Source organism: Limobrevibacterium gyesilva, assembly GCF_025989185.1.
In the GTDB taxonomy this organism is placed as follows: Bacteria; Pseudomonadota; Alphaproteobacteria; order Acetobacterales; family Acetobacteraceae; genus Limobrevibacterium; species Limobrevibacterium gyesilva.
Genome location: NZ_JAPDNT010000014.1, coordinates 1 through 21,269 on the forward strand (window position 1 = coordinate 1; position 21,269 = coordinate 21,269).

The 21,269-nt window shown below is 71.0% G+C and carries 21 protein-coding genes; 12 read left to right on the plus strand and 9 right to left on the minus strand.

Annotated features, from left to right (window positions below; translation table 11 throughout):
- Both OL599_RS15435 and OL599_RS15440 read left to right on the plus strand, forming a co-directional pair.
- On the plus strand, nt 1–199 hold a 199-nt coding region (locus tag OL599_RS15435), incomplete at its 5' end, for a hypothetical protein (protein WP_456306706.1).
- Between the two features lie 26 nt (nt 200–225).
- Nucleotides 226–969 (plus strand): TlyA family RNA methyltransferase, encoded by a 744-nt coding sequence (locus tag OL599_RS15440; protein ID WP_264714704.1) that lies wholly within the window; start codon nt 226–228, stop codon nt 967–969.
- A gap of 96 nt (nt 970–1,065) precedes the next feature.
- On the opposite strand, the gene OL599_RS15445 is transcribed toward OL599_RS15440, so the two are convergent.
- The 4 genes from OL599_RS15445 to fabI all read right to left on the minus strand — a co-directional run bounded on the left by OL599_RS15445 (nt 1,066) and on the right by fabI (nt 4,650).
- Entirely contained in the window at nt 1,066–1,218 is a 153-nt protein-coding gene (locus tag OL599_RS15445; protein ID WP_264714705.1) for a peptide chain release factor 1, read from the minus strand.
- Nucleotides 1,219–1,376: 158 nt separating this feature from the next.
- Nucleotides 1,377–2,576 (minus strand): hypothetical protein, encoded by a 1,200-nt coding sequence (locus OL599_RS15450; RefSeq protein WP_264714706.1) that lies wholly within the window; start codon nt 2,574–2,576, stop codon nt 1,377–1,379.
- A 125-nt stretch (nt 2,577–2,701) separates the two neighbouring features.
- Nucleotides 2,702–3,805: a chorismate synthase gene (gene aroC, locus OL599_RS15455; protein WP_264714707.1), complete on the minus strand. Its 1,104-nt coding sequence runs from the start codon at nt 3,803–3,805 to the stop codon at nt 2,702–2,704.
- A 2-nt stretch (nt 3,806–3,807) separates the two neighbouring features.
- A complete protein-coding gene (gene fabI / locus OL599_RS15460; RefSeq protein ID WP_264714708.1) occupies nt 3,808–4,650 on the minus strand; it encodes an enoyl-ACP reductase FabI in 843 nt (280 codons plus the stop codon).
- Between the two features lie 153 nt (nt 4,651–4,803).
- Here fabI and pdxH point away from each other — a divergent pair, with 153 nt between their 5' ends.
- The 5 genes from pdxH (at nt 4,804) to OL599_RS15485 (ending at nt 9,200) form a co-directional block, all read left to right on the plus strand.
- Entirely contained in the window at nt 4,804–5,409 is a 606-nt protein-coding gene (gene pdxH / locus OL599_RS15465) for a pyridoxamine 5'-phosphate oxidase (RefSeq protein WP_264714709.1), read from the plus strand.
- Nucleotides 5,410–5,429: 20 nt separating this feature from the next.
- A complete protein-coding gene (locus OL599_RS15470; RefSeq protein WP_264714710.1) occupies nt 5,430–6,935 on the plus strand; it encodes a bifunctional aminoglycoside phosphotransferase/ATP-binding protein in 1,506 nt (501 codons plus the stop codon).
- A 143-nt stretch (nt 6,936–7,078) separates the two neighbouring features.
- A complete protein-coding gene (locus tag OL599_RS15475; protein ID WP_264714711.1) occupies nt 7,079–7,945 on the plus strand; it encodes a universal stress protein in 867 nt (288 codons plus the stop codon).
- A gap of 18 nt (nt 7,946–7,963) precedes the next feature.
- Nucleotides 7,964–8,455, plus strand: coding sequence for a MarR family winged helix-turn-helix transcriptional regulator (locus tag OL599_RS15480; protein WP_264714712.1), 492 nt, complete (start codon nt 7,964–7,966; stop codon nt 8,453–8,455).
- Nucleotides 8,456–8,498: 43 nt separating this feature from the next.
- On the plus strand, nt 8,499–9,200 hold the full coding sequence (locus OL599_RS15485) for a pirin family protein (protein ID WP_264714714.1): 702 nt from the start codon (nt 8,499–8,501) through the stop codon (nt 9,198–9,200).
- A gap of 115 nt (nt 9,201–9,315) precedes the next feature.
- Here OL599_RS15485 and OL599_RS15490 read toward each other — a convergent pair whose 3' ends face one another.
- Together OL599_RS15490 and OL599_RS15495 are read right to left on the minus strand one after the other, a co-directional pair.
- On the minus strand, nt 9,316–9,594 hold the full coding sequence (locus tag OL599_RS15490) for a hypothetical protein (protein WP_264714715.1): 279 nt from the start codon (nt 9,592–9,594) through the stop codon (nt 9,316–9,318).
- A 10-nt stretch (nt 9,595–9,604) separates the two neighbouring features.
- Entirely contained in the window at nt 9,605–10,288 is a 684-nt protein-coding gene (locus OL599_RS15495; protein ID WP_264714716.1) for a hypothetical protein, read from the minus strand.
- Between the two features lie 213 nt (nt 10,289–10,501).
- Here OL599_RS15495 and OL599_RS15500 point away from each other — a divergent pair, with 213 nt between their 5' ends.
- Together OL599_RS15500 and OL599_RS26065 are read left to right on the plus strand one after the other, a co-directional pair.
- Nucleotides 10,502–11,044: a hypothetical protein gene (locus tag OL599_RS15500; protein WP_264714717.1), complete on the plus strand. Its 543-nt coding sequence runs from the start codon at nt 10,502–10,504 to the stop codon at nt 11,042–11,044.
- A gap of 105 nt (nt 11,045–11,149) precedes the next feature.
- Nucleotides 11,150–14,194, plus strand: coding sequence for a Hint domain-containing protein (locus OL599_RS26065; protein WP_264714718.1), 3,045 nt, complete (start codon nt 11,150–11,152; stop codon nt 14,192–14,194).
- Here OL599_RS26065 and OL599_RS15510 read toward each other — a convergent pair.
- Nucleotides 14,118–14,762 (minus strand): class I SAM-dependent methyltransferase, encoded by a 645-nt coding sequence (locus OL599_RS15510; protein ID WP_264714719.1) that lies wholly within the window; start codon nt 14,760–14,762, stop codon nt 14,118–14,120. The genes OL599_RS26065 and OL599_RS15510 overlap by 77 nt on opposite strands.
- Complete coding sequence (ubiA, locus tag OL599_RS15515; RefSeq protein WP_264714720.1) at nt 14,759–15,658, minus strand: 4-hydroxybenzoate octaprenyltransferase; 900 nt, start codon at nt 15,656–15,658, stop codon at nt 14,759–14,761. The genes OL599_RS15510 and ubiA overlap by 4 nt, the downstream gene beginning before the upstream one ends.
- Nucleotides 15,659–15,704: 46 nt before the next feature.
- Here ubiA and OL599_RS15520 point away from each other — a divergent pair, with 46 nt between their 5' ends.
- From OL599_RS15520 to OL599_RS15530, 3 genes are all read left to right on the plus strand, one after another.
- Nucleotides 15,705–16,388 (plus strand): 16S rRNA (uracil(1498)-N(3))-methyltransferase, encoded by a 684-nt coding sequence (locus tag OL599_RS15520; protein ID WP_408886942.1) that lies wholly within the window; start codon nt 15,705–15,707, stop codon nt 16,386–16,388.
- A 47-nt stretch (nt 16,389–16,435) separates the two neighbouring features.
- Nucleotides 16,436–17,800 (plus strand): glutamate--cysteine ligase, encoded by a 1,365-nt coding sequence (locus tag OL599_RS15525; RefSeq protein ID WP_264714722.1) that lies wholly within the window; start codon nt 16,436–16,438, stop codon nt 17,798–17,800.
- A 198-nt stretch (nt 17,801–17,998) separates the two neighbouring features.
- Nucleotides 17,999–20,050, plus strand: coding sequence for a BTAD domain-containing putative transcriptional regulator (locus OL599_RS15530; protein WP_264714723.1), 2,052 nt, complete (start codon nt 17,999–18,001; stop codon nt 20,048–20,050).
- A 75-nt stretch (nt 20,051–20,125) separates the two neighbouring features.
- Here OL599_RS15530 and OL599_RS15535 read toward each other — a convergent pair whose 3' ends face one another.
- Nucleotides 20,126–20,956 carry a DUF6065 family protein gene (locus OL599_RS15535; RefSeq protein WP_264714725.1) on the minus strand — a complete coding sequence of 277 codons (831 nt, stop codon included), beginning with the start codon at nt 20,954–20,956 and terminating at the stop codon, nt 20,126–20,128.
- Between the last annotated feature and the right edge of the window lie 313 nt (nt 20,957–21,269).

The window sequence follows — 21,269 nt, forward strand, 5'->3', positions numbered from 1 at the left end:
GGCGGTGATGCAGCATCTGGCCTGGAAGGGGCTGCTCGACGGCGGCCTGAAGATCCGCCCGATGGTGCTGCCCGACCGCTTCATCGACCATGACAGCCCGGCGAAGCAGATCGTCGAGGTCGGGCTCACCGCCAAGGACATCGTCGCCACCGCCCTGTCCGCGCTCGGCCGCGACAGCGTCGGCGCCGTCCGTGCCTGAGGATCCGCAGGATTGAGGCCGCCGCCATGGGCGCAAAGGCGCGCGCGGATCAGTTGCTGGTCGATCGCGGCCTCGCGGAAAGCCGTGCCCGCGCGCAGGCGCTGATCCTCGCCGGCAAGGTCTTCGCCGGCGAGCGCCGGATCGAGAAGGCCGGCCAGTCGCTGCCCGACGACACCCGGCTTGATGTGCGCGGCCAGGACCATCCCTGGGTGTCCCGTGGTGGGCTGAAGCTGGCGCACGGGCTGGCGCATTTCGGCCTGTCCCCGGCCGGGCTGGTCTGCCTGGATGTCGGCGCCTCCACCGGCGGGTTCACCGACGTGCTGCTGGCCAATGGGGCCGCGCGGGTGCATGCGGTGGATGTCGGCCACGGCCAGCTTGCCTGGAAGCTGCGCAACGACCCACGCGTGGTCGTGCATGAACGGACCAACGCCCGCTACCTCACGAAATCGACGCTCCCCGACCCCATCGGCGCCCTGGTCTGCGATGCCAGCTTCATCGGCCTGGCCACGCTGCTGCCGGGGCCGCTTGCGCTGTGCGCGCCCGGCGCCTGGGCGATCGCGCTGATCAAGCCGCAGTTCGAAGCAGGGCCGGGCGCGGTCGGCAGCAAGGGCGTGGTGCGCGACCGCGCCGTGCACGCTCGGGTCTGCACGCAGGTCTCCGACTGGTGGGCGGACCTGCCGGGCTGGTCGGTGCTGGGGATCACCGAGAGCCCGATCACGGGCCCCGAGGGGAACCGTGAATTCCTGATCGCGGCGCGGCAATCCGGCTGAGCCTTGGCGGGCGTCCCGCTGGTCCGCCGGCGGATGGGCCAGAGCACGATCGGCGCAGATAAAAGCGCCGATCATGCTCTGGCTTATTGTATTGCTCTAGCCGCGCGCCTCGGCCACGGCCGCCGGCATGTCGTGCTGGGAGATCTCGGCCAGCAGCGACCACACGCGGGACGGTTCCATGGGAACGTCCGGGTCGTTCAGCAGCCGGTCCAGCTCATCCAGTTTTTCCGCGTAGTCCGTCTCGCTCATGGCACCTGATCCCGGGGGCGGACGGCCCCCTCACAGTGTTCGCTCGGCCTCGTGTCGGCGAAGCCGGCCGCCGCGCGGCCAAGGCGATATCAGGCGGCAATCGTGGCAAGCCCGTGGCAGTGGCGTGGAAACTTCTTGTGTATGCCGGCCGGCCCGGCTCACACGGACGAGGCCACCGCGGGCGCCAGGGCGGCGGCCTTGGCCGAGGGATGCGCGGGATTGCGGAAACGCACCTCCCCGTCCGGAGCGCCGTCGGGCGCGCCGGCGCCGAACAGCTCCAGCCGCGACGCACAGGTGACGGCCACCACGCGGCGCGCCTCGGGGTTGGTCAGGAACTGCCGCGCCTCGCCCTCCAGCTCCAGCCGGTCGCGCAGATGGCGCCACTCGGCGCGGTCAGTATCCTCGACGAACATCGCCAGGATGCCCGGGCGCGCACCGGTCAGCCGGGTCGGCGCGATCGCGGCCATGCGCCGGCGGATCGCCGCCGCGACCTCGTTCTCGCGCCCGGCGCGCGCGGCCAGCACGAACACCCCGTCGCCGGCGGAGGTGACCGCGAGATGCGCCTCGTGCCCGAATTCCCGGCGCAGCGAGGACAGCAGGCCCAGCTCGTCCGCCTGGGCCGCGGCCAGCATCAGCGGATCGAGGCGCAGCACCGCCGCCTCGTCGTGGTCGGCGCGGCGGCTGCCTGCAAGCATGGTGCGGATGCGGCCATGCAGGGCCGCCAGGCGGTCCTGCTCGCCGCGCAGTCCCTGCGGCAGGGTCAGCTTCAGCAGATAGCGGCCGGGATGGGCGGCGAGCCAGGTCTGCAGATCGGGGTCGATGGCATCGACCAGCCGCACCCAGGCGCCGCGATGCACGTCGCGCCCGTCCTCGGCGGAGACCACGTCGCAGGCGATCTCCGCGTCCATGCCGTCACGGCGGATCAGCAGGTCGAACGGGGCGCCGTCCTCGAAGCCGGCGAACCGCACCTCGAACCCGCGGGCGCGCTTCAGGGCGGCGGTGCGCAGCAGGTGGTACAGCGGCACCAGCGTGTTCTCGCCCGACAGGCCCTGCCGCAGGGCCGCGCGCATGCGCGCCTTGCCGGGCGCGGACAGGGTGGCGAACAACGAAGCCGCCTCGGCCGTCAGCGCGATGATGCGCGCTTCGGCCGGCGTGGGCGCGCGGTCCAGCCCGGTGCGGCGCAGGCGGTCCACCGTGATCTCGATGGCATGGTGCCGCAGCAGGGCGCGGCCCACGCGCTGGCTGGCGGCGGCGGAGCGGCCGAGTTCGGCCAGGCGGGCGGACCAGACCTTGGCGCCCGCGGCGCGCACCAGGGCGTCGAGGCCCCCCAACAAACGGCTGTTCCCGGCTGTCGCCATGCCAATCTCCCCACCGGGACCAGCCTGCACGCGCCGGCCCGGAAGATGCTGCAGCACGCATCGATCGTCGGTGGTCTGATCGCACAGAATACCACCCGACGCCATAGCAGACCCTGGCGGTACGGTTAATTGCGCGGTAACCGGGCGACCGCCGGCGCGTCAGGGTTCTGGGCGCGGTGGCGCAGCAGGTGGTCGGCGAGCACGCAGGCCATCATTGCCTCGCCCACCGGCACCGCGCGGATGCCGACGCAGGGATCGTGCCGGCCCTTGGTGACGACCTCCACCTCGCGCCCATGCCGGTCCACCGACAGCCGGGGCGTCAGGATCGAGCTGGTCGGCTTGACCACGAAGCGCGCAACGACCGGCTGGCCGGAGGAAATGCCGCCCAGGATGCCGCCGGCATGGTTGGAGCCGAACGCCACCACGCCGTCCTGCATGCGCAGCTCGTCGGCATCTTCCGCGCCGCTCATCGCGGCCACGGCGAACCCGTCGCCGATCTCCACCCCCTTGACCGCGTTGATGCTCATCAGCGCGCCGGCGAGGTCGGCGTCGAGCTTGCCATAGACCGGCGCCCCCAGGCCCGGCGGCACGCCCTCGGCCACCACCTCGATCACCGCGCCGCACGACGAGCCGGCCTTGCGCACGGCCGAGAGATATTCCTCCCACGCCACGGCGGCGACGGGGTCGGGGCAGAAGAACGGGTTCTCGTCCACCGCCGCCCAGTCCCAGCGGCCGCGCTCGATCCGGTGCGGGCCCATCTGCACCAGGGCGCCGCGGATGCGCACCCCGGCGCCCAGCACGGCGCGCGCCACCGCGCCGGCCGCGACCCGCATCGCCGTCTCCCGCGCCGAGGAACGGCCGCCGCCGCGATAGTCGCGGATGCCGTATTTCAGCTCGTAGGCCAGGTCGGCATGGCCGGGGCGGAACCGCTCGGCGATCTCGCCGTAGTCGCGCGAGCGCTGGTCCACGTTCTCGATCACCAGGGCGATCGGGGTGCCGGTGGTCTGGCCCTCGAACACGCCGGAGAGGATGCGCACGGCATCCGGCTCCTGGCGCTGGGTGGTGAACTTCGACTGCCCCGGCCGGCGCCGGTCGAGCCAGGGCTGGATGTCGGCTTCCGACAGCCTCAGGCGCGGCGGGCAGCCATCGACCACGCAGCCGATCGCGGGCCCGTGGCTCTCGCCCCAGGTCGTTACCCGGAACAGGTGCCCGAAGCTGTTATGCGACATGGCTAGTCGTTGACGACCGAGATGTCCGGCGCATCCGGGTTCTTCATCCCCACGACGTGATAGCCGCAGTCGACATGATGCACCTCGCCGGTCACGCCGGAGGCGAGATCGGACAGCAGGTACAGCCCGGCCCCGCCCACGTCTTCGATGGTGACGTTGCGGCGCAGCGGGGAATTGTACTGGTTCCAGCGCAGGATGTAGCGGAAATCGCCGATGCCGCTGGCCGCCAGCGTCTTGATCGGGCCGGCACTGATGGCATTGACGCGGATGTTCCGGCCGCCGAGATCGGCCGCCAGGTAGCGCACCGAGGCCTCCAGCCCCGCCTTGGCGATGCCCATGACGTTGTAGTGCGGGGTGACCCGCTCCGCGCCCAGGTAGGACAGGGTCAGCAGCGCCGCGCCCGGGCGCATCATCGCCACCGCCCGGCGGGCGACCGCGGTGAAGCTGAAGCAGGAGATGTCGAGCGCCTGCAGGAAGGCATCGCGCGGCGTGTCGATATACTGGCCGCGCAGGAACTGCTTGTCGGCGTAGCCGATGGCATGGACCAGGAAGTCCAGGTGCTCCCAACGCTCGGCCACGGCGGCGAAGGCGGCGTCGATGCTGGCATCCTCCGCCACGTCGCAGGGCACCACCAGGTCGGCCCCGACGCTGGCGGCGAGCGGCTTGATCCGCTTTTCCAGCGCCTCGCCCTGGTAGGTGAAGGCAAGCTCGGCGCCCTGGGCCGCGCAAGCCGCGGCGATGCCCCAGGCGATCGACCGGTCGTTCGCGACGCCCATGATAAGGCCGCGCTTGCCGGCCATCAGGGCGCCTTTCGGCGGGGGTGTACCGGCGTCGCTGTCGGACATTTAGTGCAATCCTGCGGTGATGACGACTGTTCAGTCTGCCGTGGTGACATAGCCATGCCGGTGCCCGCAAGTGCCCCCTCCCCGCGTCGGCCACGCTTGGCACGCGCCGCGCGGGGGGGCACAAAGACGCAGCCCAGCCAGGAGCGTCGATCCATGCCCGAAACATCCACCGTTGCCACGACCGCATCCGAGCCCTTCAGCCTGTTCCGGGACTGGTTCGCCGAGGCCATGCAGAGCGAGCCGAAGGACGCCAACGCCATGACGCTGGCGACCAGCACGCAGGACGGGTTTCCCTCGGCGCGCATCGTGCTGCTCAAGGACTGGGACGAGCACGGCTTCGTGTTCTACACCAACAAGGACAGCCGCAAGGGCTCCGAGCTGCGCGAGAACCCGCACGCGGCACTGCTGTTCCACTGGAAGTCGCTGGGCCGCCAGGTCCGCATCGAAGGCCCCGCGACCGGCGTGAGCGATGCCGAGGCCGATGCCTACTACGCCTCGCGCCCGCGGATCTCCCGGCTCGGCGCCTGGGCCTCGATCCAGTCCCGGCCGCTGTCCGAGCGGGCCGAGCTGGAGCGCCGGCTGGCGGAGTTCGAGGCGCGCTATCCGGGCGACGACATCCCCCGCCCCGCCTACTGGTCCGGCTTCCGCATCGTGCCGTCGCGGCTGGAGTTCTGGCAGGACATGCCGTTCCGGCTGCATGACCGGACCGCGTTCACCCGCGACGGCGCGGGCTGGGCGGTCACCAAGATCTTCCCGTAACGCCGGCGCCGGGCGCTGCGATGGCCATCCCCGCCGGGCAGGCCGCGACCGCCGCCCTGTTGCAGGGCCTCGCCGGGCGTCCGCCGATCGAGACGCATATCTCGGCGGTGTTCGTCGGTGACGATATGGTGTGGAAGCTGCGCAAGGCGGTGCGGCTGGCGTTCCTCGATTTCATCCCGCTCGCCGAGCGCCACCGCACGGCGCTGCGCGAGCTGGAGCTGAACGCCCCGCACGCGCCGGGGCTGTACCGCGACGTGGTGGCGGTGGTGCGGCGGGCCGATGGCACAGTGGCGCTGGGCTGCGACGGAGAGGTGCTCGACTGGGTGGTGCGCATGGCGCGGGTGCCCGAGGGCGACTTCCTCGACGAAGTGGCCCGGCGCGGCGGCCTCACGCCGGCGCTGCTGGACGCGCTGGGCGACGCGGTGGCCGCCGCCCATGCGCGGCTGGCGCCGGTGGACAAGGATGAGGCGGCGGCGCTGCGCGGGGTGGCCGAGGGCAATGCCCGGTCGGCGCTGCAGGCTGGCCTCGATCCCGTCCGCACCCGACGGTGGCTGGACGGCGCGCTGGCGCAGGTGCAGGCGCGCGCCGGCTGGCTGCGTGCCCGCAGCCGCGCCGGTTTCGTGCGCCGCGCCCATGGCGACCTGCATCTGGGCAATATCTGCCTGTGGCATGGCCGGCCGGTGCCGTTCGATGCCCTGGAGTTCGACGAGGACCTGGCGACCATCGACCTCGGCTACGACCTCGCCTTCCTGCTCATGGACCTCGACCTGCGCGAAGGCCGGGCGGCGGCGAACCGGGTGCTGAACCGCTACGTCGCGCGGACCGGCGACTGGGACATGGTGGCCGGCCTGCCGCTGTTCCTGTCGCTGCGCGCCATGGTGCGGGCGCATGTGGAAGCAAGGAACGGGCGGGCACCGGTGGCCGAGCGGTATCTGCGCCAGGCGCTGGATTATCTGCGGCCGGCGCCGCCGGTGGTGGTGGCCGTGGGCGGGCTGCAGGGCACGGGGAAATCCACGCTGGCGCGCGCCTTGGCCCCGTTGCTGGGCCCCGCGCCCGGCGCGCTGGTGCTGCGCAGCGACGAGATCCGCAAGCGCCAGCACGCGGCCGCTCCCGAGGACCGGCTGCCGCCGGCCGCCTATACGCCCGAGGCCAGCAGGGCCGTGTTCGCGGAGATGGCGCGCGCCGTCGGCGATGTGGCCGCGCACGGGCACGCCGCCATCGCCGACGCCACGTTCATCGATCCGGTCCACCGGGAGGCGGTGGCGCGTGCGGCCGGGGCGGCGCCGTTCCTGGGCGTGTGGCTGCAGGCGCCGCTGGCGGTGCTGGAGGCACGGGTGGCCGGCCGCACCGGCGACGCGTCGGACGCCGATCTCGCCGTGCTCCGCCAGGCCGCCGCGGCCGATCCCGGCCCGGGCAGTTGGCGCGCGGTGGACGCCACCGATGGGGAAGCGGCGCGGCAAGCCGTGCTGGACGCCGCCGGCAGAACCGCGCGCCCGCGCAACACCGGTTCCGGCGGACGCGTCTGAACCGATGGAATTGCGCGTCGAAACAGACCGCTAGGACATGATAGGCGCTTCTATCAGCCCTGGCCATGCTCTAGGAACGATCGTGCTATCGTTGCGACGCGACCGCGTTCGGCCCACCCCCTGCCTGATTGAGGAGGACAACCATGGCCATCCGCAAGCTGCTGCTGCCACTGACCGGGACCGCCGCCGGTGAGGCCGCGCTGTCCACCGCGCTGATCACCGCCCGAATGTGGAACGCGCACGTGACCGCGTTGCACGTGCGTGTGGACAGCCGCGACGTGGCACCGCTGGCCGGCGAGGGCCTGTCGGGCGCGATGATCGAAGAGATGATGTCGGCCACCGAGAAAGAAAGCTCCGACCGTGCCCACGCGGTGCGTGCGATGTTCGACCGGTTCGTGGCCGAGCACGACGTGCCGGTGGCCGAGCCGCGCCATTCCGTGGGCCACGCCACCGCCAGCTTCGCCGCGGTGACCGGACGCGAGGAGGACCTGGTGGCGCAGCAGGCGCGGCTGGCCGACCTGACCATCGTGCCGCACCCCGAGGCCGGCGAGGACGTGTCGTCCTCCGACGCGCTGCACGCGGTGCTGTTCGATTCCGGCCGGCCGGTGCTGATCGCGCCGCACACGACTCCGGAGAAGATCGCCACTCGCATCTGTGTGGCCTGGAACGGCACCGCCGAGTCGGCGGCCGCGGTGCTTGGCGCCCTGCCATGGATGCAGCGGGCCGAAGCGGTCCGGGTGATCTCGGCCGAGGAATACCAGCGCCGCGGACCGGCCGCGCCGGACCTGGCCGAGTACCTGGCCCTGCATGGCGTGACCGTGGAGCTCGCGACGTTCCGCCCGATCGACCGCGACGTCGGGGCCGGGCTGTTGAAGGCGGCGTACGATTTCGGCGCCGACCTGCTGGCCATGGGGGCCTATTCGCATTCCCGCCTGCGCCAGCTCATCCTGGGCGGCGTGACCCGGCACGTGCTGGAGCACGCGAAGCTGCCCGTGATGATGAACCGCTGATGATGAATCGACGGGTCCGTGTTCGGCGTCGATGATCCCGATGTCGCCGCAGCGGTGCGGGCCTATGTGAAGCTGATGCGCGCCAGCCGGGCGGTGCTGGCGCGCGTCGAGCCGCTGCTGGCGGCCGCCGGGCTGACTCCAACCCAGCTCGGCGTACTGGAGGTCCTGTTGCACAAGGGGCCCATGACCCAGCGCGAACTGGGGCGGAAGGTGCTGACCAGCGCCGGGAACATGACCGACGTCATCGACAAGCTGGCGGCGCGCGGCCTGCTCCGGCGGGTGCGCGACGCCTGCGACCGCCGCAGCGTGCGGGTGGAACTGACCGCCGAGGGCCAGGCGCTGATCGAGGAGTTGTTCCCGCGCCACGCCGCCGACATCGCCCGGGCCATGGCGGGGCTGGACCCGGCGCAGCTGGAGGCGCTGGGCGCGCTGCTGCGCCGCCTGGGCATGGCAGCCGCGCAGGCCGGCCGGGAGAAGGCCCCCCTTGCAACGGGCGGTACGCCACCATAGTTCTGCGCCGAACCGTTCGATATCGAACGACAAGGAGAGACAGATGATACAGGTGCAACCGTTCGACCGCCTCGGCGCGTTCCGCAACGAATGGCTCAATGCCCGCCACCATTTCAGCTTCGGCGGCTATCACGATGCCGCCCGCATGGGCGTGGGCGGCCTGCGCGTGTGGAACGACGACGAGATCGCGCCGGGCACCGGGTTCGACCCGCACCCGCACCGCGAAATGGAGATCATCACCTATGTGCGCGAGGGCGCCATCACGCATCGCGACAGCCTGGGCAACGAGGGCCGCACCGAAGCCGGCGACGTGCAGGTGATGCATGCCGGCACCGGCATCGTGCACGCCGAATACAACCGTGAGGCCACGCCCACCCGGCTGTTCCAGATCTGGATCATGCCGGGCCAGCACGGCGTGGCGCCGGGCTGGGGCACGCGCAGCTTCCCCAAGGCCGGCGCGGGCACGCTGACCGCGCTGGCGGATGGCCGCGCCGGCGCCGACGGCTCGGCGCTGCCGCTCTATGCCGACGCCGCGGTGCTGGCCGGCACCATCCGCAAGGGCCAGACGGTGCGGCAGAAGCTGGGGGCCGGGCGGGTCGGCTACCTCGTGCCCTCGACCGGCGCGGTGACGGTGAACGGCGTGGCCGTCGGCACCCGCGACGGCGCCACCGTCTCAGGCGAGGACGAGATCGCCATCACCGCCTCGGAGGATACCGAGCTGGTGCTGGTGGACGTCGCCGCCTGACCGCGGCCGAGAACCTGGGCTGCCGGCCGGCAGCCCAGGATCATGGTCAGGCCGGTCGGCAGCCTGACCCGGTGCAGCACGGCCATGGGCGCCGTTTCGTGTGGGTCCATGGCCATCAGAACGCCGCCGCGTAGCTGAGCGCCGGGGCCACCGTCCGGCTGCCCTTGCCGTTCAGCGACAGCCAGCCGGAATAGTTGGCATAGAAGGTCAGGTCAGCGTCGTTGAAGACGCTGACCCGGGGCTTGCTGCCCGCCGGGGCGCTGTATTCGCTTTGCAGCTTCGTCTCGAACGTGCCGCCGGAGACGAAGTCGGAAGCCCCAGGGGCGGTATCGGCCATGAGGGGGCTGACGCTGCCCAGCAGGGCGGCGCCGGTGCCGATCGTGATGTTTCGCATGGCAGCCTCCTCAGCGCGGCGCCACCGTGGCCGCTTGGGCGGCCACCGCGCGATACTGGGCGACCGAGGCGCGCGGCGTGGACCCGGGCAGCAGCGGCACGACGATCCATTGCGCCTTGGCCAGCACCCCCCGGAACTTCGTCAGCAGCCCCTGCCCGGCGGGGTCGGCGGCCCGCGCCTGCAGCCGGTCGAGCTCCTGGGCGACGTAGCTGAGATAGCCGCGGCTGTCGTGGTACTCGACCATCGAGTCGATGCGACCGCGGTTCAGCGCCTGGCCGTATTCGCCGGCGGCCGCGTCGACGGTGTCCGAGCAGATGCGGATCATCTCCGGAATCGAGTCGCGCAGGGCGGCGGGCGTGGTCAGGCGCGCCTTGTGGACGGTCGCGATCATCGCCTGGAACAACACCTCGGTCTCGGGGCTGGCGGGCGCCTTGGCGACGGCGGCCTCCAGCTGGATCAGCTGGGCCTCGAAGGGCGGGATGCGGTTGGCAGCGATGAACGGCTCGAGGTCGTCATACAGCTCGCGCACGGGGTGGCCGAAATGCGGCAGGGCCAGCGCCGGCTGGCCGGCGCGGAGCAGGTCGTGGCCGATGATCAGGTGGCCTTCCAGCATCCCCAGGCGGAACAGGAAGTCGGTGGCATCAGGGGCCTGGCCGGCCGCGAGGATCACCTTCGGGGCTGGTGCCGGGGGCACCAACGGGGCGGCCTGAGCGGCAGCAATGCACGCGGCGCTCAGGGCCAGGGCGGGCAAGATCGTGGGTCGGCGCATGGGACGGGCCTTCGTAATTGCGAACGCTTCGCAATTGCAGGATAAGGTGGCGCCGGGTCAACCGAATTTTGCGATTGACTCGCATTTGCATCTCAATCCCGACCGCGCCAGGGTGCGCGCCCGAAAGCGAGACCTGGCATGAACGGCATCTACGGCACCGAAACCATCACCCTCCCCGTGGGCCTGCTGACCGCGCTGGCGACCAGCGACCTGCGCATGGCCGTCTACGGGCTGCGCGCGCTGTACGGCGTCGTGCGCTTCCTGCACCTGATCGGGATGGCCGGGTTCATCGGCATGGTGGTGATCCTGGACCTGCGCGGACTCGGCCTGTTCCCCGCCGCGTCGCTCGATCCCATCCGCGCCCGGCTGGCGCTGGTGCTGCGAGCGGCGTTCTGGCTGACCATCGCCACCGGGATCGCGCTGTTCCTCTACGACCCGCTGGGCATCGGCCTGCACTCGATGTTCCTGCCGAAGCTGCTGCTGGTGGTGCTGGGCTATCTGCATGCCCGGGTGGTGCAGCGCCACCCCGCGATCCGCGCCGTGGCCGCGCGCCGCCGCGCCGCCGCTTTCGCCTCGCTGGCGGTGTGGCTGCTGGTGGTCGGCGCCTCGACCTGGAACCACGTGGAACGGCCGGTGAAGATTACCGCCGCCCTGCGCGCTTCGACCGTGGGAAAGGAATGAGAAAGGATTTCCGGTCAATGCTGACGTGAGTGCCGGGGTGCGGCCTCCGCTCAACGAGCCTCGCATCCGCGGCTTCGCCATTCGGGCGACGAGGGACCATGCGCCGTGGGTGACCAGTTCGCATGGAAGACCGGCAACGGCGACTGGAGCCTCGCCGCCAGCTGGGTCGACCAGACCACCGGCGCGTCCCCCGCCCCGACGCCCCCCGGCGCCGCGGACAGTGCCACCATCGCCGGGCCGATCGGCGCGCAGTTCCAGACCCTCACCGGTCATGGCATCGCCGCCGCCGCGGCCTTCTCCGGCAACACCACCCTGGCCGGCCAGTTCGCCATCGGCACCCTGTCGGTCGGCACCGCCAGCCGCGCCACGATCAACATCGCGGGCGCCGGCGCCAGCGTGCAGGTCGCGGGCACGCTGACGCTGGGCCGCGCCACCGCCCCCTTCCCCGCCGGAACCGTGACGCTGACCAGCCACGCCAGCCTGCAAGCCGGCATGCTGATGATGAACGCGCTGTCCACCTTCGCGGTGGACGCCACCTCCAGCGCCGAGATCGGCGGCGCCGGCGGGGCCAGCCTCGGCGCGCTGACAGTGGACGCAGGCGCCACGCTCACCGCCAGCAACGGCACGGTCAGCGCCGCCGTGGTCAATCACGGCGTCATCGCCGCCACCGGCTTCGGCCTTGCGCTCACCGGCGCCGTCACCGGGGACGGCACGTTGCAGATCGGCAGCGGCGCGCGGCTGGACCTGTCCTATGGCAGCGTCGGCGCCGGCAACACCGTGACGTTCCTGAGCAATTCCGGCACGCTGTTCACCTCGCTCAACGGCTTCGCGGCCACCATCGCGGGCTTCGCCGTCGGCACCGCCATCAATGTCGGCCGCAGCATCACCAGCGCCGGCTACACCGCCACCGGCGCCGGGCTCGGCAGGTTGACGCTGTGGGCGAGCGGCAGCGTGGTGCAGACGCTGACCCTGGCCGGGAACTATGCCGGTGCCGTGTTCGTCGCCAGCGGCCAGACGGTGACCCTGGCGGCTTCCGGCGGGAGCGGCGGCGGCACGGCGAGCCCGGGCACGGCCACGCCGGACCAGTATGTCTGGAACGCCGCTGGCGGCGACTGGGGCGATGCCGCCAACTGGATCGACCGGACGACCGGCGCCGCCGCCGTCATCGCTCCCGGCAACAACAACCTGGTGACCATCGCCGGCCCCGGCGGGGCGGCGTTCCAGGCCATCGGCGGCGTCGGCAACGCCGCCACCCTGGGGTTCAGCGGCAACATTGTGCTGACCGGGCGGTTCACCGCGGGCACGCTGACCGTGGGATCGGGCGGCACCGTCGATATCGGTACCGGCGCCAGCCTGGCCGCCGGCTTGGCCGAGATCGTCGGCGCCACGATGGCGGTCGGCGGCGCCGGCGCGGCCCTGCAGGTGGCGGGAACGCTGACGCTGGGCGGCCCGGCCTCCCCTTTCCCCGCCGGGACGCTGATGCTGACGGACCATGCCGCGCTGCGCGCCGGCGCCCTGGCGCTGAACGGGCTCTCCACCCTGTCGGTGGACGCGACCGCGACGGCCGAGATCGGCAGCTCCGGCGGCGCGGCCGCGGGCGCGTTGACCGTCGATGCCGGCGCCACGCTGACCGCCGCCAACGGCACCGTCAGCGGCGCCATCGTCAACAACGGAGTCATCGCCGCCATCGGGTTCGGATTGAGCCTGACCGGCACAGTCTCCGGCAGCGGCGTGCTGCAGATCGGCAGCTTCGCGCGGCTGGACCTGTCCTATGGCAGCGTCGGCGCCGGCAACACCGTGACGTTCCTCGGCGCCGGCGGCACGCTCTATACCCCGCTGGCCGGACTTCCGGCGGTGATCGCCGGGCTGCGCGCCGGCAACGTGATCAATGTCGGCCGCAGCATCAGCGACGCCGTCTATGCACCAACCGGCCCCGGCTTCGGCACGCTGACGCTGCGGCTGAACGGCGCGGTGGTGACGGTGCTGACCCTGGCCGGGGCCTATGCCCCCGCCGCCTTCGCCGTCAGCGGGCAGGCCGTGACTCTCGCCTTCGACATCGCCTGCTTCGTCGCCGGCACGCGAATCCTGACACCCCTCGGCGAGGTCCGTGTCGAGGATCTGCGCAGCGGGGATCGGGTGGTGACCCATTCCGGCCGGGCGCAGCCGGTGGCCTGGATCGGCCGCCGCAGCCTCGAACCGGCCCGGCACCGGCATCCCGAGGCGGCAACGCCGGTGCGCGTCACCCGCGACGCCTTCGCCCCCGGCCGGCCGCATCGCGACCTGCTGCTGTCACCGGACCACGCGGTATTCGTGGTCCAGGACGCGGCCCCCGACGCGCTGATCCCGATCCGCTACCTCGTCAACGGCGCCACCATCCGGCGCGACCGCTGGGTGGGGCCGGTCACCTATTTCCACGTCGAGCTGGCGGAGCACGGCGTCCTGCTCGCGGACGGGCTGCCGGCCGAGAGCTATCTGGACACCGGCAACCGCGCCTGCTTCGTCAACGCCCCGGCCAGCGCCGGCCCCGTGCGCCTGCACCCGGATCTGGCGGCAACGACGGCGCAGGCGCTCGAGATCTGGCAGCGCAAGGCCTGCGCCCCGCTGGTCATCGACGGGCCGGAATTGGCCGGCATTCGCCAGGCCTTGCTGGCCCGCGCCCGCGCGCTACGGTGGCAAACCGGCAACGATTCCGGGCTGCGGCTGCTGGCCGGCGGCGAAGAGGTGGCACCGGTCTTCACCGGGCCACGCAGCGTGTTCCGGTTGGCCCGCCACCCGCTCCACGCCGCCCCGGTCCTGCGCCTGGTATCGCGCAGCACGATCCCCTCCGAGGCGGACCCCGGCCACCACGACCACCGCCGCCTGGGCATCGCCGTGACCCGCATCCTGGTGGACGGCAAGCCCTTGCCGCTGGACGATGCCGCCCTGGGCGCCGGCTGGCACGACCTGGAAGGCGCGGGCCCCGACCAGGCGCCGCTGCGCTGGACCGACGGCGACGCGGCGCTGCACTGCCCGGGCGCACGGCAGATCGACGTCACCACACTGCCGATCCTGCAGTACTGGCGCGCGCCAGACCCTATCCCGCCAGCAGACGGAACAGCGTCACCGCTCGTTCGGTACGGTCCTCCAATTCCCGCGTCGTGGGCACGATAAAGCGGGCGAAAGGCTGCATCCCCTCGCCCGGGACATAGGCGCGGCCGGGGTCGGCCACCCAGACCTCGGCGGTCGCGGCCATCCGGCGCAGCCAGGGCAGGATGTGGCGGGTCATCGGCGCTTCGTAACAGACGTCGCCGCACAGGATCAGATCCCAGCGGCAGGGACAGCCGACGATATCGCCTTCGGTGGCCTGAATGTCGGCGTCGTTGGCCGCGGCGTTGAGCCGGATGGCGGCGACCGCGAGCGGGTCGATCTCCACGGCCTCCACCGACACCGCCCCGGCGCGGGCACAGGCGATGGCGGCGAGGCCGCTGCCGGCGGCGAAGTCCAGCACCCGGCGGCCGGCGACCAGGCCGGGATGGTCCAAAACGTGGCGGGCCAGCGCGGCGCTGCCCGGCCAGGCGAAGGCCCAGAATGGCGGCTCGGCCTCGGCAGCATGCAGCCAGTCCTCGGTGGCCTGCCAGATCGGCGTGATTTCGGTGGCGAGGTGCAGCGAGATCTCCGGCGCCAGCACCGCCGGGGCCAGCACGGTGTTGGCGCGCACGAAGGCCGCCCGCCCGGTCACAGGCGGCCCAGCAGGATGGCCAGACCGACGGCCAGCCCGACATCGCGGTTGGCCTTGAACAGGCGCAGGCACAGGCCGGGGTCGTCGATGGCGATGGCAAGGACCTGGCGGGCCAGCATGCCCGCCGGCAGCGCCAGGGCCAGGAAGAACGACGCGGACAGCCCCGCCAGCCAGCCGGCCAGCGCCAGCAGCAGGACAGTGGCGGCGTAGCAGGCCGCCAGGAACGGCCTTGTATTGGCGGCGAACAGCCGGGCGGTGGAGCGTACGCCGACCAGGGCGTCGTCCTCGCGGTCCTGGTGCGCATAGATCGTGTCGTAGCCGAGGATCCACAGGATTGCCGCCGCGTACAGCGCCGCCGCCGCCCAGTCGAGCCGGCCGGCGGCCGCGGCATAGCCCATCGGCGCGCCCCAGCCGAAGGTGAATCCCAGCATCAGCTGCGGCCACCAGGTGACGCGCTTGGCCAGCGGATAGGTGACCACCAGCGCCAGCGAAGCCACGCCCAGAAGCTGCGCCAGACGGTCGAGCTGCAGCAGGATGACGAGGCCGCACGCCAGCAGCGCCACCAGGAACACCGCCGCTTGGCGCATCCGTACCGTGCCGGCGGCGAGCGGCCTTGCGGCGGTGCGGGTGACCAGCCGGTCCATGTCGCGGTCCCACATGTCGTTCACCACGCAGCCGGCGCTGCGCATCACGAACGAGCCGATGAAGAACAAGCCGATCAGCCATGCGGTCTGGCCCGCCGGCGCGTGCGCCAGCAGGATCGACCACAGCCCGGGCAGGAACAGCAGCCAGGCCCCGATCGGCCGGTCGAGCCGCGCCAGATGGACATACGGAACCCAGCCCTGCGGCAGCCGGGAAACCCAGCCACCCGTGATGATGTCGGTATACGGCCGCATGGATGCTAATCTGCCCGGTGGCATGACCCCGTCAATCCGCCTTCATGTGACGGCCCCGCTACGGGCGGGCGCCGAGATCGCTGCCTCGCCGGCGCAGGCCCATTACCTGGGCAGCGTCATGCGGCGCGGCGCCGGCGACCCCGTGCGGCTGTTCAACGGCGTGGACGGCGAATGGCAGGCGCGCATCGCCTTCCTCAAGCGCGACCGCGCTACGTTGGCGCCCGGGCAGCTGTTGCGGCCGCAGGCGCCCGAGTCGGATCTGTGGCTGGTGTTCGCGCCGCTGAAGCGCGATGCGACCGACCTCGTGGCCCAGAAGGCGACCGAGCTCGGTGCCGCCGCGCTGTTGCCGGTGTTCACCGAGCGGACCAACGCCGGGCGGGTGAACACCGACCGGCTGGCGGCGATCGCCATCGAGGCCGCCGAGCAATGCGAGCGCCTGACCGTGCCGCGAATCGAGGCGCCGCGACAGCTCGGGGAGCTGCTGGCGGATTGGCCGGACGGACGCCGGCTGGTCGTGGCGGTCGAGCGGGAGGCAGGCGATCCCGTGCCGCCGCTCACCGGCCCGACGGCGTTGCTGGTGGGTCCGGAGGGCGGTTTCACGCCAGCGGAACTTGACGTGCTGCGCCGGCATCCCCTTGTTCACCCGGCTACGCTCGGCCCGCGCATCCTGCGGGCGGAGACGGCTGCGATTGTCGGGCTCGCGCTTTTGCAGGCACGCTCCGGCGGCTAAGAACACGACCGACCCGCGCAGCCGCGCCCGAATGGAACGGAACCCAGATGTCCAACCCCGGAGAAGCCGACTCGACGCCGATTACGTCGATCCGGCAGCTTGCCGACTACATCGCCGTCGGTTGCAAGCCGAGCGAGCGTTTCACGATCGGCACCGAGCACGAGAAATTCGGCTTTCGCCACAGCGATTTCGCCACGCCGCCTTATGCGCCGGACGGCATCCGCGCCGTGCTGGAAGGCATTGCCGCGACCGGATGGGAACAGATCCTGGACAACGGCAACCCGATCGGGCTGAAGCGCGACTCGGCCTCGGTATCCCTGGAGCCCGCCGGCCAGCTGGAGCTGTCGGGCGGGCTGGTGGGCGACCTGCACGAGACCCGTGCCGAGTTCGAGGCGCATTTCGAGGATGTCCGCCGTGCGGCCGAGCCGCTGGGCCTGGGCTTCGCGCCGCTGGGCTTTCATCCCCGCAACACGCGCGCGCAGATGCCGTGGATGCCGAAAGGCCGCTACGCCATCATGCGCCGCTACATGCCGCTGGTGGGCTCGCTGGGGCTGGACATGATGACGCGCACCTGCACCGTGCAGGTGAATCTGGACTACGCCAGCGAAGCGGAGATGGTGAAGAAGCTGCGCACCTCCATCGCACTGCAGCCGGTGGCGACGGCGCTGTTCGCCAACTCGCCGTTCACCGAGGGCAAGCCGAACGGCTACTTGTCCTATCGCGGCCATGTCTGGACCGACACCGACCCGCACCGCTCCGGCATTCCCGCCGTGTTCTTCGAGGACGGGTTCGGCTTCGAGCGTTACGCCGCGTGGCTGGTGGACGAGGTGCCGATGTATTTCGTCAGCCGCGACGGCCGCTATGTGGATCTGGCGGGGCAGTCATTCCGTCGTTTCATGCAAGGACAGTTGGGAAACCAGGAGGCCGGCACTGCCACGATGGGCGATTTCGCCGACCACATGACGACCGTGTTCACCGATGTGCGGCTGAAGCGCTTCCTGGAAATGCGGGGCGCCGATGCCGGCAGCCTGGACATGATGGTGGCGCAGTCGGCGCTGTGGGTGGGGATTCTGTACGACGACGCGGCGCTGGAGGCAGCCTCCGCCCTGGTGCGCCGGCATCACTGGACGGCGTTCGCCGCACTGCGCCCGCTGGTGCCGCGCCAGGCGCTGGATACGCCATGGGCGAACGGCACGGTGCGCGACCTGGCGCGCGACATGGTCGCCATCGCCCGCGACGGCCTGCGCGCGCGGGCGCGGCGCGACGCCCAGGGGCGGGACGAAACAGTCCATTTGGCGCCACTGGAAGAACTGGTTGCAGGCGGGCCGACACAGGCCGAGCGGTGGCTGTCACGATTTAACGGCGAATGGGGCGGCGATATAACGCGAATATTCGCGGAAGCTGCAATTTGATGCCGGGTTGATCTTCAGACTCGCGCGTTGTCGCGGCACAGGCAAGCCAAGACAACCCGTCTCGATCGGGAATGCACGGATGCGTTGCACAAGCCCTTGCGCCCGCAACCTAACTCAGCGTTGTATTAACGTATGAATGCAGGCACACACCCTCGGGGCACGATGCCTCCCTCAATGTCTCCGGGTGATGATCCGGTCATGGTTCGCCTGCGCCTGATCGGCCAGATGGAGGCCTGGACGCTCACCAGCGAGAGCATCCTGCCGACCGGCCGCAAGACCCGTGCCCTGCTTGCCATCCTGGCGCTGGCCTCGCCGCGCCCAGTGCTGCGCGGCAAGCTGGCGGAGATGCTGTGGAGCCGCCGGCCGGAAGAACAGGCGCGGGCTTCGTTGCGACAGGAGATTCATCGCCTCCTCGAAGCGCTCGATCCCGTCGGCGGCCAGATCCTGTCGATCAATCGCGACCACTTGGCGCTGCGGCCCGGCATGGTGTGGGTGGACGTCGAGGAGGTGCTGCGGGCGTCGCCGACCAAGCCGGCTGCGCTGTCGTTGCTGGACGGCGACCTGCTGGAGGACCTCGACGGCATCGACCCCAGCTTCGATGCCTGGCTCGCCGGTGAGCGCGAACGCTTGCGCGACCGGGCCCGCGTGCTCGCCGAGAACCTGCTGCGCGAGAAATCCGAGCCTGAGGCCGTCATTCCCGCTGCTCAGCAATTGCTGGCGATCGACCGCGCCCATGAAGGGGCGTGGCGGGCGCTGATGCGCGCCTACACCGGGCGCGGCGAACGCGGCATGGCGATCCAGGCCTATGAGCGCTGCCGGTTGGTGCTGGCCGACCAGCTCGATGCCCAGCCGTCGGAGGAGACACAGCGACTGTTGGCCGAGATCCGCGCCGCCGGACCCGCCATTGCGCCACCACGGCAGGATCCGCGCACCGACAGCCGAAGCGAAATCAAAAGCGAGCCGCGCCCTGCCGCGCGCGCGGAGCCGCGGCCGGAAGGGCGCGCGGAGAGCCGGGCGGAGGCGCGTGCCGAAGGGCGAGTATCGAGCCCGCGCGGCGGCGCGCGCATCGGCGTGCTGCCGCTGCAGCTGGTCGGCACCACCGAGGAGGAGGCGCATCTCTCCACCGGACTTGCCGACGAGATCACCTCGGCGCTGGCCCGGTTCCGCTGGATGTTCCTGGTCTCGTCCAGCTCGCTCGCGCGCTATGCCACGCAGACGCGCGACGAGACCGCGATCCGCCGCGCCTTCAACATCGATTTCCTGCTGGACGGCACGATCCAGCGCATCGGCCTGCGCCTGCGCATCGCGTTGCGGCTGCTCGATCTGCGTGCCGGCAACCAGATGGTGTGGTCGCGCCGGTTCGACCGCGACAACCACGACCTGCTGACGCTGCAGGACGACATCGCCGCCGAGGTGGTGGCGCAGATCGACCCCGAAATCCTGCTGATCGAGGCCCAACGCGTCGCCACCCGGCCGGCGCACGACGCCACAGCTTATGACCTGGTGCTGCGGGCGATACCGCTGATCAGCCGGCTGGAGCGGCCGCAATTCATCAATGCGGGCGAGCTGCTCGAGCAGGCGATCGCGCTGGAGCCGGACTACGCAGCCGCCCACGCGTGGTACGCGTTCTGGCATTTGTTCCTGGTCGGACAGGGTTGGGCCGACGATCCGAAGGCGGTGATGGCTGAGGCCGGGAGGTTAGCCGAGCGCGCCATCATGCTGGACCCGCAGGACGCCAGGGCGCTGACCATCGCCGGGCATGTGCGCGCCTTCCTGCACCGCCGCTTTCGCGAAGCGCTGACGCTGCACGAACGGGCCTTGATCCTTAATCCGAACCTGGCGATGGCCTGGGCGTTCGCGGCCATGTCGTTCACCTATCTCGGCTCGCTCGACGAGGCGGAGCAGCGACTGGCACGCTACAAGAAGCTGTCACCGATCGACCCGCATGCGTTCCTGTACGATTCGACCGCCATCATGATCGCGCTGTGCAGGGGCGACTATGAGACAGCGGTCATCACGGGCCGCGCGGTCAGCGAGATGAATCCGGCCTTTTCCGCCGGCTGGAGGCCGTATCTGGCGGCGCTCGGCCATCTCGGCCGCACGGAGGAAATAGCCCTGGTGCGGGAGCGGCTGCTGGCGATCGAGCCGGATTTCACGATCGGGCGCTACGTCGGAGCAAACTTGTTCGAGCGGAGGGAGCATCGTGACCGCTTCGTCGAGGGGTTGCGCCTGGCGGGAATTCCAGAATAGCGCTCCAGGCTGGAGCAGCGCCGGTTCACAGGAAGGGGCGTTCAGATGGGCGGCGAGCCGCCCGTTCGGCCAGCCTCACTCCTCCGTCGCGTCCCCCGCCTTGGCCTTGCGGCGCTTGCGCGCAACCGTGGCGTAATGGCCATGCGGGCGCACGACGGCGACATTCGGGCGCACGACCGTATCGTAGAAATCATCCCAGTCCTCGGGTTGCAGCGCCTCGATCTCCGGCACGACGCCGAAGCCGTTGAGCGCCTGTTCGTCGAGGGCCTCACGCGGTAGCGGCTGCACCTGGAACACCGGAAAGTCGATGGTGAACTCGATCGGCACATTGGTCTTGGTCAGGCGCATATTGGTAAAGAGGGGGCCAAACCAGCGGTCGGTTTCGATGATGCCTTCGTATAATTCATAGGCACCGGTGCGCGGCAGGTTGGCGCAAGGCCGCACCAGCAAGCTCCATCCGGGGGCGGTACGCGCGATGATGCCGGTCCAGAGCTGCACCAGCCCGGGTTCCTGCAATGCGGTGACGAAGGGAGGCGAGAAGCCGCGAATCTCCTCAGGCACCCGTTCATCAAAATATGGCGCGAAGTTCGGATACTGGGCGGTGTGCAGCGGCAGCCACTCGCCGGCGCCCTCGTAGGTCCAAGCGACCTCGTGGCCATCCCAGATCAGGCTGAAATTGATCGGGGGGAAAACGTAATAGCCGAATGCAGCGGCCGTCGTGACCGGCTCACAGTAGCGGAACGCACGCGTCGGAAGGCTACCGGCAGCGGACCGGTCGGCGCGCTGCGGCAGCCGCGAGTCCGGAATGAACCGATAGAATGTCACACGCGGTGTGCGCGAGACCTCCGCGCTATCTGCGGCGCGTGTCGCCGCGTTGTCTTTCCCGGATGCGGTCTGGCTACTCATGCGTCATTTCCTCAGTGGGGCGCGATGGGATGGCACGCATTTGACACCCCAAAATGGGGAAACCGGGCATGGCCCGGCTTCATTGCTAGTCCCGATCCAAGCGACCGTCGGTCGCATTTGTCAATCTTCGGGCACGCCACTTTCGTGTCAGCGCGGCGACGGCAGCGGGCGGTTGGACGCACCCAGGCGGACCTTGCCGGCATCGGCGGTCGGCGCCGGCAGCGGGCGGTTGGACGCACCCAGGCGGACCTTGCCGGCATCGGCGGTCGGCGCCGGCAGCGGGCGGTTGGACGCACCCAGGCGAACCTTGCCG